Annotated in this window: 12 protein-coding genes; 10 read left to right on the top strand and 2 right to left on the bottom strand. The window is 42.9% G+C overall.

Features of this window, described 5'->3' with window-relative positions; genetic code table 11:
* Positions 1-142: 142 nt before the first annotated feature.
* The 7 genes from JGK11_RS30100 (at position 143) to JGK11_RS30070 (ending at position 7,049) form a co-directional block, all read left to right on the top strand.
* A complete protein-coding gene (locus JGK11_RS30100) occupies positions 143-2,587 on the top strand; it encodes an HAD-IC family P-type ATPase (protein WP_293214102.1) in 2,445 nt (814 codons plus the stop codon).
* Between the two features lie 68 nt (positions 2,588-2,655).
* Positions 2,656-2,796 (top strand): hypothetical protein, encoded by a 141-nt coding sequence (locus JGK11_RS30095; RefSeq protein ID WP_293186958.1) that lies wholly within the window; start codon positions 2,656-2,658, stop codon positions 2,794-2,796.
* 451 nt (positions 2,797-3,247) lie between these two features.
* On the top strand, positions 3,248-3,670 hold the full coding sequence (locus JGK11_RS30090) for a hypothetical protein (RefSeq protein WP_293207946.1): 423 nt from the start codon (positions 3,248-3,250) through the stop codon (positions 3,668-3,670).
* 553 nt (positions 3,671-4,223) lie between these two features.
* Positions 4,224-4,763: a general stress protein gene (locus JGK11_RS30085; protein WP_293214100.1), complete on the top strand. Its 540-nt coding sequence runs from the start codon at positions 4,224-4,226 to the stop codon at positions 4,761-4,763.
* 162 nt (positions 4,764-4,925) lie between these two features.
* Positions 4,926-5,300, top strand: coding sequence for a DUF5335 family protein (locus tag JGK11_RS30080; protein WP_293203461.1), 375 nt, complete (start codon positions 4,926-4,928; stop codon positions 5,298-5,300).
* Positions 5,301-5,370: 70 nt separating this feature from the next.
* A complete protein-coding gene (locus tag JGK11_RS30075) occupies positions 5,371-6,189 on the top strand; it encodes an NADP-dependent oxidoreductase (RefSeq protein WP_293186952.1) in 819 nt (272 codons plus the stop codon).
* A 65-nt stretch (positions 6,190-6,254) separates the two neighbouring features.
* Complete coding sequence (locus tag JGK11_RS30070; protein WP_293186951.1) at positions 6,255-7,049, top strand: SDR family oxidoreductase; 795 nt, start codon at positions 6,255-6,257, stop codon at positions 7,047-7,049.
* Between the two features lie 566 nt (positions 7,050-7,615).
* Here JGK11_RS30070 and JGK11_RS30065 read toward each other — a convergent pair.
* Both JGK11_RS30065 and JGK11_RS30060 read right to left on the bottom strand, forming a co-directional pair.
* Positions 7,616-8,680: an MAE_28990/MAE_18760 family HEPN-like nuclease gene (locus JGK11_RS30065; protein WP_293214097.1), complete on the bottom strand. Its 1,065-nt coding sequence runs from the start codon at positions 8,678-8,680 to the stop codon at positions 7,616-7,618.
* Between the two features lie 15 nt (positions 8,681-8,695).
* The gene (locus JGK11_RS30060; RefSeq protein WP_293207953.1) at positions 8,696-9,889 is read right to left on the bottom strand and encodes a DUF262 domain-containing protein; all 1,194 of its coding nucleotides are present in this window, start codon (positions 9,887-9,889) and stop codon (positions 8,696-8,698) included.
* 885 nt (positions 9,890-10,774) lie between these two features.
* Here JGK11_RS30060 and JGK11_RS30055 point away from each other — a divergent pair.
* From JGK11_RS30055 to mgtA, 3 genes are all read left to right on the top strand, one after another.
* Positions 10,775-12,544 carry an ABC transporter ATP-binding protein/permease gene (locus JGK11_RS30055; protein ID WP_293214094.1) on the top strand — a complete coding sequence of 590 codons (1,770 nt, stop codon included), beginning with the start codon at positions 10,775-10,777 and terminating at the stop codon, positions 12,542-12,544.
* Between the two features lie 422 nt (positions 12,545-12,966).
* A complete protein-coding gene (locus JGK11_RS30050) occupies positions 12,967-13,815 on the top strand; it encodes a DUF6544 family protein (protein WP_293186943.1) in 849 nt (282 codons plus the stop codon).
* A 183-nt stretch (positions 13,816-13,998) separates the two neighbouring features.
* Complete coding sequence (mgtA, locus tag JGK11_RS30045) at positions 13,999-16,515, top strand: magnesium-translocating P-type ATPase (protein ID WP_293214091.1); 2,517 nt, start codon at positions 13,999-14,001, stop codon at positions 16,513-16,515.
* The last annotated feature ends 422 nt before the right edge of the window (positions 16,516-16,937 follow it).

The raw sequence follows: 16,937 nt of genomic DNA, 5'->3' as shown, positions 1-16,937 counted from the left end.
GCATCTTGCCTGTTGCTGACAATTAGGAACAGGCAAGATGCCTGTTCCACTAAAGAGTGAATTTCTTGTGGAACAGGCATCTTGCCTGTTGCTGACAATACTGAGATCGATCTATTTTTAATATTTCATAGGAAAAAGAAATATGGTTGCGACTTTCGATCCCAATACTGCGATCGGCTTATCTGAGCTAAATGCGATCGCCAGACTCAAAGACGACGGCTACAACGAACTCCCCTCGGCTGAGTCGCGCAATCTGTTATCGATCGCCTGGAACACCATTCAAGATCCGATTTTTCTCTTACTCGTCGGCGGTGGTATCATTTATTGGATTTTAGGCGACTTACAAGAAGCCTTAATTCTGATAGGTTTCGTCTTGTTTATCACCGGAATTAGTCTCTACCAGGAAGGCAAAACCGAACACGCCCTAGAAGCCCTGCGCGATCTTTCCAGCCCTCGCGCCTTGGTGATTCGGGATGGGGAACGAAAACGAATTGCGGGGCGAGAAGTGGTTCGAGGCGATTTCTTAGTGCTCGCGGAGGGCGATCGCGTGTCTGCGGATGCGATCGTCCTATCTTGCTCAAATCTCTCAACCGATGAGTCGTTATTAACCGGGGAATCCCTACCGGTTCGCAAAGTTACCGCTGTGGGTAACGTGGAGATGGCGCGTCCCGGAGGCGATGAATTGCCGTTTGTGTATTCTGGCACATTGGTGGTTCAGGGACAGGGAATTGTTCAAGTTAAGGCGATCGGCGCTCAAACAGAAATGGGCAAGATTGGCAAGGCTTTGCAGAAAATCAAGCCAGAAACGACGCCTTTACAACAGGAAATGAATCGATTGGTTAGTCGTTTGTTTGGCATTGCTTTATCGCTTTGTGTGGCAATTGTTGTAATCTATGGATTCACTACAGGAGATTGGCTTAAAGGAGTGCTCGCCGGCATTACCTTAGCGATGGCAATTTTGCCGAATGAATTTCCGGTAGTTGTGACAATCTTCTTAGCCTTGGGAGCTTGGCGGATTTCTCAGAATCATGTCTTAGCACGTCGCGCCTCAGCCGTTGAAACTGTAGGTTCCGCAACCGTTTTGTGCGTCGATAAAACCGGGACGCTGACTCAAAATCAGATGGCTGTGCAGCAGTTGTTAGCCTACAACCAGGCAGAAAACCCTCAGCCTTATGATTTGGGATTACATTCATCAGAAGCACTCCCAGAAGCAGTTCATCAATTAGTTGAGTTCTGTATTCTGGCAAGCCAAAGAGATCCATTCGATCCAATGGAAAAAGCGTTTAAGCAATTGGGCGATTCCCTTCGGGATAGCTTCGCTTCACGCTATTTGGCGGATACCGAACATTTGCACGGCGATTGGAAACTGTTGCGAGAATATCCGCTGTCACCGCATCTATTGGCAATGTCTCACGTTTGGGAGTCAGCCGTTAGCGAAGCGTCGGCTATGCCGAATCGCAAATTGTATGAAGTTGCGGCAAAAGGAGCACCGGAGGCGATCGCGGATCTCTGCCATTTCACGCCCCAACAGCAGCAAATGATGGCAGCGCAAGTTAGTCAAATGGCAAGTCAAGGATTGCGGGTATTAGGTGTTGCCAAAGCCTCACTTGTTGGTGCGCCGCCGCCATTTTTGCCACCTCACCCGTCGCTGAATATCGATCGTTTACCGGAAAAACAACATGACTTTCCGTTTGAATTTATCGGATTAGTGGGACTGTCCGATCCAGTACGTCCAACCGTTAAGGCGGCGATTCAAGAATGTTATAGCGCTGGAATTCGAGTCGTAATGATTACCGGTGATTATCCAGAAACTGCTCAAAGTATTGCCCGTCAAGTTGAATTGATGCAGATGGGAGCCATTGTCACCGGATCAGAATTAGATGGCATGAGCGATGCTGAATTAGAGCAGCGGATTCAAAGTACAAATATCTTTGCACGAGCCGTTCCCGAACACAAGTTGCGGTTAGTTAATGCTTTGAAATCCAAGGGTGAAGTTGTGGCAATGACGGGAGATGGCGTGAATGATGCTCCTGCTCTCAAAGCTGCCCAAATTGGGATTGCGATGGGTGAGCGAGGCACGGATGTGGCTCGTGAATCTGCGGCTTTGGTGTTATTAGATGATGATTTTTCGTCGATCGTCCAAGCAGTCAAACTGGGGCGCAGAATTTTTGACAATCTCCGCAAAGCCATGTCATATCTGATTGCGATTCATATCCCGATCGCCGGAATGTCTTTGATTCCAGTATTGTTTAAGTTACCGTTAGTATTGCTTCCGGTTCACGTGGCATTTTTACATTTAATTATCGATCCAGCTTGCTCGATCGTGCTAGAAGCCGAACCCGCAGAAGCCACGGTGATGCAGCGCCCTCCCCGCAACCCTAAAGAACCTTTATTTGGCAAGAAAACGCTTTCGTTGGCTGTGTTGCAAGGGGGCGGAATTTTGGCGATCGTGCTGGCGATTTTTGCGATCGCCCTATATCGCAGACAAGGCGAATTTGATGCCCGTGCGTTAACGTTTACGACGTTAATTTTGGCAAATTTAGGACTAATTTTGAGCTCCCGGTTCAACCTCGCACCTCAGCTTTAAAATACTGAAATCCCCAAATCCTGCGCTGTGGTGGGTGCTTGGTGGGGGGACTGCTGTTCCTTGGGTTGGTGCTGTATGTCCCGTTTTTGCGTCATTTGTTTAGCTTTTCTCTGCTAAGTGCGATCGATCTAGCGATCTGTTTGGGCGGTGGATTGATTAGCTTGCTTTGGTTTGAACTGTTGAAACAAACTACAAAAGTCAGGCCATAGTCAGAGACGGGAAAACATTAGTTCTAGCAGCAAAGGTTGCTTGTGTAAAATTTAAAAATCAGGTATCAAATAATCAATCCACAGCCCGTATTTGGGAGAAATCAGGACACGGCAGTGCCGTTTCCCTACAATTATCTGGCGTAGGGAAACGGCACTGCCGTATCCTCGCTTGTCACCTGACGGCGCAGCCGGAATTGACAACCGTTCTGATGCGCCAAAACACATCTCTATAGTGATAAATTAGCGATATATTTATTTTACAAAAACCTCAGATTTCCTTCACATTTTAAAGCTAGTATTGAAAATAATAACTCAGCAGCATCAAATCATTAAAGAGTTGTTTCAGTCTTTCACCAGTAGATGAGGTCACTAACAACAAAGACTTTTGTGGCCCAATGGCAATTGAATAACACTATCGACAAGTCCGATAAACTCAACTAGAGGAATCACCATGAGTACGACAATTGACAACTTCACCAAACAACTCCACGACAATTTAGAAGCGATTGAAGATCGGGCAAAATTGCTGAAGGAAAGCGTTCAATCTGCAACGAAAAATACTGAGGCTGAGCTGCAATCGAAACTTGACGGAATGAAGACAAATCTAGAAGCTAAGAAACAAGAATTTGATCGGTATCGGGCAAAGCTCCAAACTCAATTCGAGGAAACAGAATCTGAGGTGAAGTCGAACGTCGAGGAATGGAAGACGAGTCGCGAAGTCAAGAAACTCGAACATCGAGCCGATAAAGCTGAAGACTATGCGAATACAGCGATTTTATTCGCAATGGCGACGATGGAAGAAGCCGAAGCAGCTACCTTGAAAGCGATTTGCACCAGATTAGATGCCACAACTGCTGCGGGAACTACTAAGTAAGGAGGAGACGGCAATGCCGTTTCCCTACGCCGATTAATTGTAGGAAGAGGAGACGGCAATGCCGTGTCCCTACGCTGATTAATTGTAGGAAGAGGAATTGTAGGAAGAGGAGACGGCAATGCCGTGTCCCTACGCTGATTAATTGTAGGAAGAGGAGACGGCAGTGCCGTTTCCCTACGCAGATTAATTGTAGGGACACGGCACTGCCGTGTCCTGACTTTCGCTTTTCAAATGCGCCAAATTTGACCTAATTTAGAATGGATGCTTATGAGCGGAATAATGGCAATTATTCCGCTGTTTTTGTTTGTCATAAAATCCTCTTAAAATATTCAAAAGGTATAGATTAGGCTTGAAAATTTGTGTGAATATTCAATCAAAAGGTAGAGATTATATTGGGAAATTCTTGTTAAAGTTTCAGTGAACGGCGAAAGAAACCAAAGCTGAGATTCAATCGAAACTCGACGAGGTGAAATCGAACGTTAAAAGATAAAAAGCAAATCAAAAATCAAAAATTTTGTCCGTCATGCGGACAAATAACAAAGGAAACAAACTCATGTCATACACACATACAATTGTTGGTCATTTCCCCTCCCATTCAGAAGCTGAAAGAGTTGTATTGGAGCTGCAAAAAAAAGGCTTCGATATGCAAAAGCTCTCGATAATTGGCAAAGACTACCACACAACTGAACACGTGCGCGGATTTCTCACCTGGAAAGATACAGCCAAAGCTGGAGCCGCAGGTGGTGGTTATTGGGGTAGCTTCGTCGGAGGTTTATTTGGCATTTTAGCCGGGGCTGGAGTGCTGTTTATTCCGGGAATGGCTCCTATAGTCGTTGCTGGCCCCATTGCGGGGGTGTTGGCGGGTTGGTTGGAAGGAACGGTTGTTGGTGGCGTTGGTACCGCTGCTGTAGGAGGATTGGCTGTTGCCTTGGGAGGCTTAGGAATCCCGAAGCATGAGGTGGTGAAGTATGACACTCAAATCCAAGCAGGCGAGTTTATTATCCTGGTGACAGGTAGCAATCACGATGTCAGTCAGGCGAAGCAAATGCTAGACAGAATTAGTCAGGAAATGAGTATGTCGATCGCAGTCTAAGGCTTTCAACTAACAACAATAGGGGAGTATTCCACTCCCAAGAGTCCGTCAGGTTGATGAGAGGGTCGGCACGGGGGCACGACCCTACAAAAACCTCGTTTTCCTGAGAATAAAACAGCCCTCTCATGCTCAATTGCTTTTTACTACTCTTTTACAGGAATCATGATGGTGAATAAAATGGAAATGACCAACAAGATTGAAATCAACAAATCTGTGCCCCGCGAGCGATGGGGTGAATTTTTCGATCAGTTTACCGATGGCAATCGCGGACGGCGTATTTCGATCGAAATCATCGGTTCAGAAGTCGGTGATGCAGAACTGATTAAGAATTCACCGCTTCATGCGATGGTTTACGATCGCCCTGGAAAAGGAGATGATTTGGTGATTGAAGTTGGTAAAGATGAGGTGACTTACGCTCACACGATCGATTCACCAACTGAAGTTTTAACGGGACAAAACTCACTCGGTGTGATGGTAGCGCTTCGGATTAGTGACGCTGCTGGGACACAAACATTGATCGAATTACAAGTTAGTTGAGCTGGTTGGATAATTCTGAGTTCAACAGGACTTACCCAAACAGTCAACTTTTACAGGTTAGGAGCAAATTATGACAGATATCATGAGCCGCGAAATTCACCTAGTCTCCCGCCCCAACGGGATGCCAACCGCAGCTAATTTTGCGATCGCCCAAACCGAAATAAAGCCACTTCAAGACGGACAAGTGCTCGTTCGCAATCGCTATATATCAGTCGATCCGTATATGCGCGGACGCATGAACGAGAGCAAATCCTATGTTCCGTCCTTCGAGTTAGGTAAAGTTCTACAAGGCGGCGCAGTCGGCGAAGTCATCGAATCGCGTGCCCCAGAATTCAAGCCTGGTGATGCCGTCACTTCCAACTTTGGCTGGCGGGAATACTTCACCGCAGCGCCCAAAGAGTTGCATCCTGTCAGCAGCGAAATTCAACCGCTATCGGTTTATCTCGGTGCGATCGGTATGACGGGGATGACGGCTTGGGCTGGATTGAATTTGGTAGATGTTAAAGCAGGCGATGTGATTTTTATTTCGGGTGCTGCGGGCGCGGTGGGAAGTGTGGCGGGACAACTGGCAAAATTGCGCGGATGTCAGGTTATCGGCTCAGCAGGTTCAGCGGAAAAAGTCAAGTTTCTGCTAGAAGAATGCGGATTCGATCGCGCTTTCAATTACAATTCTGGCCCAGTCCTCGAACAATTGAACCAAGCGGCACCGGACGGAATTGATGTTTATTTCGATAATGTAGGAGGCGAAACCCTTGAAGCGGCGCTTTCAGCCTTGCGCGTGCACGGCCGAATTATCGCTTGTGGCAGCATCTCTGGTTACAACAAGCCGCAGCCAGGCCCGAATAATCTGTTTAATATGATTGGCAAAATGGTGGTAAAGTTGGATTAGGGTGCGATCGATTAATTTAACCCAAGTTGTAGAGAATTGTTTGACGTTATTTGGTTTAAAAAAATATGGATCTCCAACTATCAGGCAAAGTTGCATTGGTTAGTGGTTCAACGGGTGGAATTGGACTGGCAATTGTTACCACACTTGCCGAAGAAGGAGCGACGGTCATTGTCAATGGCAGAACGCAAGATCGCGTAAATAATGCGATCGATCGCATTCAGCAAAGTGTGCCGAATGCCAAACTTCAAGGAATTGCTGCCGATTTGGGAACGCCAGCCGGAGTTGAATTGCTACTTCAAAAAGTACCAGAAGTCAATATTTTGGTGAATAACTTAGGAATTTATGGCTCCAAGGCCTTTGAAGATATCTCCGATGAAGAGTGGATGAACATTCTGGAAGTGAATGTGATGAGCGGTGTGCGGCTCTCGCGCCATTATTTGCCGCTGATGCTGAAGCAAGATTGGGGACGGATTATTTTCATCTCTAGTGAATCTGCTTTGAATATTCCCGCCGAAATGATTCATTATGGCGTGACTAAAACTGCACAATTGGCGTTGAGTCGCGGTTTGGCGGAAACAACCGTGGGCAGTCATGTAACTGTAAACACGGTATTGCCGGGGCCAACTCGCTCTGAAGGGGTGGAAGACTTTATCCAGGGATTATCGAAGGATCAAAATATTTCGATCGAACAAGTTGAGAAAGAGTTTTTTACTAAGATGCGTCCATCTTCCCTAATTCAGCGATTTGCTTCAACGTCTGAAGTTGCTGCGTTAGTTGCGTTTGTTGCCAGTCCCTTAGCTTCTGCGATTAATGGGGCTGCCCTACGAGTTGAGGGTGGAGTAGTGCGATCGATTGTGTAGCGAAGTTTTTACCTTGATGTGCTTGGAAAATCTCTCACTCCCTACATTTCCGAACAGAATGCTTTCGTTCAAACAAAAATAAGGAGCGTTACATTTCATTAACTCACCCTAAAGCGATCGCTATTCCTGTGAGTCGTGATTTTTAGGCGATCGCACTTAACCTACAAGATCAGCGATCGCGCCCTTTACTCACAGAATACCAGACCGAACCACACTACAGCGTCATGCAGATATGATTGAACGTGGTAGTGTCGAAGGAATTGCGGAGGAGTTGGACTACAAAAATGTGAAGGAGCGGTATCTTGCTGCGGTGAAGGCGATCGGTCAAGCTTAATCAATCTGCGATCCCACTTAACCGACAAGAGCAGCGATCACATTAATGAACATCCCAAAAATCAGATAATTACAAATTCATCATGTTTAAAAGTAAAAAGGCGCGTTGAGTAACGCACCTACAGCGATGGCGATCGCACTGTGCCTGAGACAACGCGATCGCCAATTAGCTTAAGGTAATATGAGGATCGCCATTATTCCTGTAGGATCAATCTCAACTAAGAGCGATCGCACTATTTTTTGATTATGTAAAATGTTTGGTTAGGCTTTATTTTAGGCTCAACGCTAATACCAATATTTGTTTTTTCTATAACTGCCAGTTCTGGATATGATTGATCATCTAATCGAATGGTCAAAATAGGTTTTTTATAAAATCTTCCTTCTTTAGTTTCAATAATTAGCATATCTTTAACTTTTATCGTATAATTTTCAATCTCAAATGCTAATATTTTATCATTAAAAATTTTAATCACCTTTTCTATTTTTTGAAAAGTATGTATTGATTCTTGTTTGATAAATTGTTCAAATAATGCTTTAAAAATAGCTTGACAATATTTTTCTAAAAATTGAATATAAGGTTCTAATTCAGATATGCTTTTGATATCCTCTACGTTTTCTGAACCGTGAGCAATTTGGTTTCGTCTTTCAACTAAATCATTGATTTTATTGTACAAAATATCTTTTCCTATTGTGGAAATTCTTTCTGGTGTTAAACCGATCTCATTATTAAGTTCTTCATTCTTCAGTAATTCATCGTTTAAATCTAAACTTAACTTATTGAATATTTCTACAATTTTATTATGTTTTAAATTACCTGATAAAAGAACAAACGCTTCTGTGTTAATTTGATAGTTGCTAGGATTAACAATACATTCATTTAACTTCTTTAATACCTCCTCTTTTGTAAGATGCTGATATTTAGCACTTTCTCTGGTTGCAATAGTATTTATCAATTTTAAAGACAGTTCAAAATGATTAATTCTAATCTTTTCATCCACTTGATTATATTCAGGTACTACTTTAGAGAGGGAATCAAGATATTCTTTAATCCAGATTTCTACATATTTTTCTAGCAGTCCATAAAGTGAAATAATAGAAGCTTTATATTCAAATATTCGTTTATCTGTTCTAAAACCCCTATCATGCTCTTTTAGTCTATTAAGTAATTCCTTGATTTGTCCATTGTCAGTGTCTATAATGGCATAAGCTGTTAAATCATTTACATATTGAATGTGTTTTAAATATTCTTTAATTTGATTTAATTCTCTTTTGAAGTTTTCCAATGATTGTATATTCATAATTTCTACTAAAGTTTATTTAATATAGGTTTGTAGAAATTTTTGAAAATACTGAATGCGTGCTTCTACATCTTTTTTGTTATTATAGCTACCATCAAAAAGATGTTTACTTTTTTCCTGTTGTATAAATGGTGATTTTCTACCGGAATATAAACTCTTCTCTATAGTCCCTTTGTGTTTAAGAAAAATTTCTTTGTGAGAAATATTATTTGCAAATACCTGCATTATTGGATCATAAATAGTTTTTAATGGCGTTTTTCTGTTACGCCCTTCATATGGAGGGATGAAAGCTGAATTTCCTAATATTTGATAAATTAAGTAAATAGTCTCATTAAAAATATTTTCAAGTTTATTCATTGTTTCATCAGGATAACTATTTGCTTGTTTTAAATACTCATCTAAAAATTTATCTACTGGGGATTTTAACTTATCTATATGACGATAAGCAAAGAACCGCAAAACTAATTCAACATCCTCCATTTTGCGATAAGACTCACTTTCAAGTAATTTTTTTTCTCCTTGACTTTCTAAAGGTAAATTCCACATTTTACGAAAATATTCATTTTGAGAAAGTTTTATACATAATTGGTTGAATTTACCATTTTGTAAAGCATTTCTTGTTTCTTGTGCAGTTAGCTTCTCTCCTCCACTATTCAATCTTTCAAAAACTATCTGTTTGAGATATTCAGCTTCTTCTTTACTTTTAGCTGTTTCTTGCAATAAAATAATAGAAGACAAATATCGTCTATCTATACCTCTTCTAACTTGCTCAGGTAAATTTTGATAATTTCGCCCATTAAGTTCCTGCCAATACTCTAATCCTTCTAGATCAAATTTTCCTTTATAAAAATCATATATAGCTGTCAGTCTTTGTTGTCCGTCCATTACTTCATAAATAGAGTATTCTATTTCATACAGAAAGATAGGTGGAATTGGTACATTCATTATGAATGATTCTATCAAACGAGATTTTCGAGCATTGTCCCACCTTTTTCTACGTTGGTATTCAGGATTGAGGATATATTTTGCACTGTCAAGCATAGCTTTTATACTATCAAGTGGATAACGAGCTTGTTCTGTTACAATTCTTATCTCTCCCTTTTTGTATTTTTCGTTAATTTCATCATCTGGCGGAAAGTTGTGAGTTGTATCTGGTCTATTTTGAGAAATAAATGTTTCACCTGAAATTAAATGGCTATTTGTAATCATATTTATTCTTCCTTGTTAATTATGAGATCAATGAGTGCGCGACAACTAGCGGCTTGGGTTAAGTGCGATTATTATGGGTTGCTATGCCCACTTTTTTTGATGAAGCGAGATCACCGCTCTTTTGGGTCGGCTTAATAAAATTACTCCAAATAGCAGTTTAGTGCGATCGCCGATCTTTTAGGGGCATTATAACTGTGTTTTTGGCTAACTGTCAAGTTACTGCGATCGCTTTCTCCGATGAAGGACGATCGCCTCAATTATCTATCTGCTAGAGGTTTTGCTGTATGCGATCGCTATTCCTGTGAGTCGTGAGTTCTAGGCGATTGCCTCAATTATCTATCTGCTAAAGGGTTTGCGGTGAGCGATCGCTATTCCTGTGAGTCGTGAGTTCTAGGCGATCGCCTCAATTATCTATCTGTTAAAGGGTTTGCTGTAGGCTATCGCTATTCTTGTGAGTCGTGATTTTTAGGCGATCGCTCAAACCCAGTAAATTTATCCTAGTTTGATAATTTATCCGCATTCTAATCACTATCTTGCTCTATTCGTGTGTATTATACCACAGCAAGGTTTTAATGTCAAAGATGCGAGGGTATCCTTTAACTCCAAGGGTGAACCCATCTACTTAACAGCTAGCAGCGATCGCGGCACGAATATTCAAGGACTTTTGTAGACGAAGGCAATACTTGAAAGTAATCAGTAAAGATTGCTAGTGATGGAGCAATTTATGGAACCAGGGGCGATGTTCCGCTACTACTCCTTGCCGATCGCGCTGCCATCTTTCCTGGACACAGTTTGACACACCTGCTATTTTTCAAAGCCAAGATTTGGAATTTTTGCGCTTTCAATCCTGTTTTCCTATTATATTAAATAGGTGAGCAATTTTGTATGAAAAAAGTAATGCAACGATTTAATCTAACTATACTCAAACAATTCTGGGCGATCGCCAAATCTTACTGGTCAAGCGACGAAAAATGGCGCGCGCGCGGCTTATTGCTATTAGTGATCCTGTTGTCCCTTGGCTACACAGGACTAAGTGTACTGCTCAACAACAAGCGAGGCGAGCTAATTTCGGCATTATCGGCTCACGATGAAGCTAGATTTTGGCAAACAATTCTAATTTTTGCCGGGACATTAGTTATTTATGCACCATTATATGCAGGCTATGATTATTTGCGCGATCGCCTGGGCTTGGAGTGGCGGCGATGGTTGACTAACTATTTTGTCGATCGCTATTTCCAGAATCGGGCATTTTATAATCTAAATCATGCCGATGCTGACATTGATAATCCCGATCAGCGGATTGCTGAAGATGTCAAAAATTTTACCCAAGAATCGTTAAAACTACTGCTGGCGGTAGTTGATTCTTTGTTGGCTGTGGCGGCGTTTAGTGGCGTGCTCTGGGGCATTTCTAAGCCATTAATCTTGTTTTTGGTACTCTACGCGCTGGTTGGTACTTTGGCGACTGTTGGGGTATTTGGGAAGCCCTTGATGCGACTCAATTTTGGGCAGCTTAAAAAAGAGGCCGATTTTCGGTTTAGTTTAGTGCGGGTGCGGGAAAATGCTGAGGCGATCGCCTTTTATCAGGGAGAACCGCGTGAGTCCGCTCAAGTCAAAGGCAGATTTGTCGAAGCTTTCGACAACTTCAAGCGCTTAATTTTTTGGGAGTTGAATCTGAATATCCTGACTAACGCCTATGAATTTATTCCCTTCATTTTGCCAGCAATTGTAGTCGCGCCCGGCATTTTTGCGGGTGACTTAGAAGTTGGTAAAGTTACTGAGGCGCAAGGAGCTTTCATTCGAGTCTTTTTCTCGCTCAATCTAATTGTGGCACGCTTTCAATCCCTTGCTACTTTTGGCGCGGGTGTCGAGCGTTTATACACCTTTTTAGAGTGTTTGGAAACTGATCGCTCAACTTCCCAGGAGTCTGAGGACGCCCTGGAAACAAGTATCAAAACTGAAATTGCCGATCGACTGGCGATCGAAAACATGACCCTTCAAACACCGAACCGTCAACGGACTTTGGTGGAGGATCTATCGGTGAAACTCTCTACTGGCGAGGGTTTGCTGGTGAGAGGGCCTAGCGGTTGCGGGAAAAGTTCTTTGTTAAGGGCGATCGTTGGACTGTGGGATGCAGGAAGTGGCACAATTTCGCGGCCTACCCTGGATAAAATGTTGTTTTTGTCGCAGCGTCCTTACATGATTTTAGGGACGTTACGAGATCAAATGCTGTATCCAAATATGGATTCGGAAGTTGAAGATTCGCAGTTGAGGCAAATTTTGATGCAGGTAAATTTACCCGATTTAGAGCAAACGCATGGAGGATTTAACACTGAACAAAACTGGGCGGAGCTTCTATCTTTGGGAGAACAACAGCGCCTTATTTTTGCACATCTTCTGCTCAACAAACCTAGCTACGCCATTTTAGATGAGGCTACTAGCGCCCTCGATCCTGATAATGAAAAACATTTATACCAACAGTTACAAGCCTCTGGTATGACATTTTTGAGCATTGGACATCGAGAAAGTTTGAGTAATTATCACGAGTCTATTTTGGATTTGACCGCAGATCATACCTGGTCTTTAACAGATTCTGAAACTATATCTATCGAAATAGAAACGGAGGATACGGCAGTGCCGTTTCCCTACCCCAATTAATTGTAGGGAAACGGCACTGCCGTCTCCTGATTCTTGATTGGTTGTGCTTAATCTATTCCTATTGACAGAGATTACACTTAAAAATTTGAAGTCAAATATCTGTACTGCGATCTGGGTATTTTTCAACTTTGTGATTTTCTATATGCTGTATGCCGCGATCGCCAATAAACTCGATGTCTGGCTCTGGATTGGTTATGGATTTGTATCTCTAGAAGCTATAATTTTACTAACCTTTCGATTCGTCTGCCCATTAACTCTGATTGCACGGAAGTATTCAAATTCAACAAAGGAAAATTTTGCGATTTATTTTCCTAATTGGCTATCAAAGTATACGTTTTCAATATATACGACTATTTATTTGTACGATCGTTCTTATCATCACCATCTATCAACTTCTAAATCAACAAACATAGGTAAGTATCATGTGGATTAAGTGGATGGCAATTGTTGGTGTTTTAATCGTAGTCAGCTTGGGAATTGCTGCGATCTATGGTAGCTATCGCTGGCAGTCAAACACCGATCGCCTACGAGCCAAATTAATAAATGGACAACGGACAATTAAGTCCCAAATCTATGACCAAAAAGAGATCGAAGGCTTGCCAGAACCCGTGCAGCGATTCTTTCAGACAGTAATTAAGGACGGACAAGCGATCGCCTCTGCGGTCAAACTCTCTCAGCAGGGACTGTTCAATCTGAGTGAAACTGAAGATAAGTGGAGTCCGTTTACAGCCACTCAATTTGTGACGACTCAACGTCCGGGTTTTGATTGGGATGCACGCATCCAGATGGCACCAGGAGTTAATGCCTTTGTTCATGATACCTATTTGTTAGGAGAAGGCAGTTTACACGCATCATTACTCGGTCTTTTTACCGTTGCAAATATGCACGGTGCGCCTGAAAACAATCAAGGTGAATTATTGCGGTTCTTGGCTGAGACTCCTTGGTATCCGACTGCACTATTGCCCAGTCAAGGTGTGCGCTGGGAGGCGATTAATGACACCTCCGCCCGCGCTACTTTGACGGATGGTGCAACCACTGTCTCTGTCGTATTTCAGTTTAATGCTGAAGGTGCGATCGCCACTATGCGGGCTGAGGCTCGTTATCGCGACAAGCTAACTGCGATGCCTTGGTGCGGGAGATTTGGGGAATATTCAGTTCGCAATGGGATGCTGATTCCTTTAGAAGGCGAGGTGGGATGGGAATATCCAGAAGGCATTCGGCTCTATTTTAAAGGAAGAATTACAGAGATTGAGTATGAGTTTGCATCGTGAGGGATGGCAAATTTAAAACGGGTGCATCTGGTGCTTTTCAAATATATTCGTAGGGGCGGTGCGAACAGTCTCTGAAGGGGTTTGGCGTTAAGTTGACACCAATGACCACTGCCGTGTCCATACACCTGAAATTAGGGCTGTCAAAGCTATAGTAAAACCTTTAAACAAATCAGGTATAAAATCATGAATCCACAGTCCATATTTTGGAGCTTGTCCACGGAGCAGGTGCTTCAGCAGACGCACTCTACAGCCACAGGATTAAGCCGTGCTGATGCAAAACAACGCCTAAGCCAGTACGGCGCAAACAGCCTCAAACAAACACACAAATCGAGCGCATTCGTGCTGTTGCTCAATCAGTTCAAGAGTCCGATTATCGTGATTCTGATTTTCGCGGCAGTGCTCTCGATTTTTCTGAAAGATGCGCTAGATGCCATCATCATTTTGGCGATCGTCCTAATCAGCGGACTATTAGGATTTTGGCAAGAGCGAGGAGCATCGAACGCCGTCGAAAAATTATTAGCCTTAGTGCAAGTTAAAGCAACTGTGTTGAGGGATAATCAATCTCAAGAAATCCCCAATGAAGAAGTAGTTCCCGGCGATATTGTGGTGCTTTGTGCAGGTAAAAATATTCCCGGCGACTGTCTAGTTTTAGAGTCAAAAGATTTATCGGTGAATGAAGCAGCACTCACAGGAGAAACCTATCCGGTTGACAAATTTAATGGTGTATTGCCCGCTGAAACTGGACTAAATCAACGCACCAATTCCCTTTATATGGGAGCCAATGTGATTAGTGGAACGGGGAAAGCAGTAGTTGTTCATACTGGAAAAGAAACTGAATTCGGCAAAGTATCGGAACGCCTGAAACTGAGGCCTCCCGAAACAGAATTTGAACATGGGCTGAGCAAATTCGGCTACTTTTTGATGGAAGTAACGCTAGTTTTGGTCGCTCTAATTTTTGCAGCCAACGTCTACCTGCATCGCCCTGTGCTCGAATCTTTTATGTTTTCTCTGGCGTTGGCTGTGGGTTTGACCCCTCAATTGCTACCTGCGATCGTCAGTGTTAACCTGGCGCGCGGTGCCCAGACAATGGCGAAAAAGCGGGTGATTGTGAAGCGCTTACCCGCGATCGAGAATTTTGGCAGTATGAATGTGTTTTGCACCGATAAGACGGGTACGCTGACGGAAGGAGAGGTGAAAATTCACTCTGCGGTTGATGTGGAGGGGGAAAATAGCGATCGGGTTTTACTTTACGCTTATTTGAATGCCGCATCTGAGTCTGGTTATGTGAATCCGATCGACAAAGCGATTCGCGAATACAAAACATTCGACATTTCGGGCTATCAAAAGCTCGATGAAGTTCCCTATGACTTTAACCGCAAACGTCTCAGCATTCTGTTCAAAAAAGACAGCACGCATTTGATTATTACCAAAGGTGCACTGAAAAATATTTTGGATGTTTGCTCAACCGTTGAAACTGCTGAATGGAAAACGATCGACATTGCGGATCGGCGACAAAAACTCCACCAACAAGCGGAAGATTTGGGCAGTAAAGGATTCAGAGCCTTGGGTGTGGCTTATCGGGATTGTGAGCAAGATTCCTTCACCAAAGATGATGAAACAAACATGACATTTCTGGGCTACCTTGCGCTCTTCGATCCGCCAAAACCTGGCATCGCTGATACTCTAAAAGAGTTGCAATTACTGGGAATCACTCCGAAAATGATTACTGGAGATAGCAAGGCAGTTGCTATCAGTATTATTCAGCAGGTAGGACTGCGTGAATCAAAAGCTTTGACTGGATCTGAGCTAGAAAAAATCAGTGATGAAGCCTTGATGCACCTAGTACAAAATACCAATGTTTTTGCTGAGGTAGAACCAAATCAAAAAGAGCGGATTATCATCGCCCTTAAAAAAGCAGGGAATGTCGTGGGATATCTGGGAGATGGCATTAACGATGCTTCTGCGCTTCATGCCGCTGATGTTGGTATCTCAGTCGAAAGTGCCGTGGATGTTGCCAAGGAAGCTGCTGACATTGTGTTGATGGAAAAGGATTTGAATGTCCTGATCGAAGGTGTTAAGGAAGGACGGATTACATTTGCCAACACTTTAAAATATGTCTTTATGGCAACTAGCGCTAATTTTGGTAATATGTTTAGCATGGCGGGAATTTCTCTGTTTCTGCCCTTTTTGCCTCTGCTTCCGAGTCAGATTTTGCTGACGAACTTATTAACTGATTTCCCAGAATTGACCATTGCAACCGATCGCGTAGACAAGGAGTTAGTCAATAAACCGCGCCGGATGGATATCAAGTTTATCCGCAACTTCATGATTGTGTTTGGTTTGCTGAGCTCAATCTTTGATTACCTGACATTTGGGGCGCTGCTGTTGCTGCTACACGCTCAACCACAACAGTTTAGAACAGGCTGGTTTTTGGAGTCTGTCATCTCTGCTTCGATGGTTGTGCTGGTCGTTCGTACTCGAAAATCTATTTTCGACAGTAAACCCGGAAAATACTTGTTGATGGCGACGCTGGCTACCGTAGGAGTGACGATCGTCATTCCCTGGACACCTTTGGGAAGGCTGCTGGGATTTCAACCGTTGCCGTTGAGTTTTGTGCTGGTGCTGGGGGCGATCGTCCTGTTGTACGTTACGGTGGCTGAGAATGTGAAACGAGTGTTTTATCAACGAGTAAAATTTTAGTCGTTAAGGCGCAACACTTAGGAATAAAAAATCAATAACTTGATGAATCGTCAGATATAATTAAAAATAGGGATAGCTTACTTATTTGACCAAAACAGAGTTCAAATTGCAACTTTTTGTAGCGAAATGTGGTATATGTTTTTAGACAAAAATTAGGTTTAAATTAGGAAGTGCGATCGCTCATAACTCAGTAATGACCCAAGAATGGCAAAATACCTTGATTCAATCGCGTAAGGGCGATCGTACTTTCAACAGTTCTGAATACAGAAACCCAGTTGCTTAAAATAATACAATACGCTTGGGTTAAGACAGAGTCCCCTAAGCCGTTACATAAATCCTACCCAAAGTTACTCAAGATTGGACAATATTGGACTTTGAGCTTCGTTTACTTCCTGCTTCATCCTGGTAGTGTCGGCACTCAC

Source organism: Microcoleus sp. PH2017_34_RAT_O_A, assembly GCF_020737885.1.
Classification (GTDB): Bacteria; Cyanobacteriota; Cyanobacteriia; order Cyanobacteriales; family Microcoleaceae; genus Microcoleus.
The sequence above is the reverse complement of the archived record's forward strand: the minus strand, read 5'-3'. Positions and strand labels throughout refer to the sequence as shown.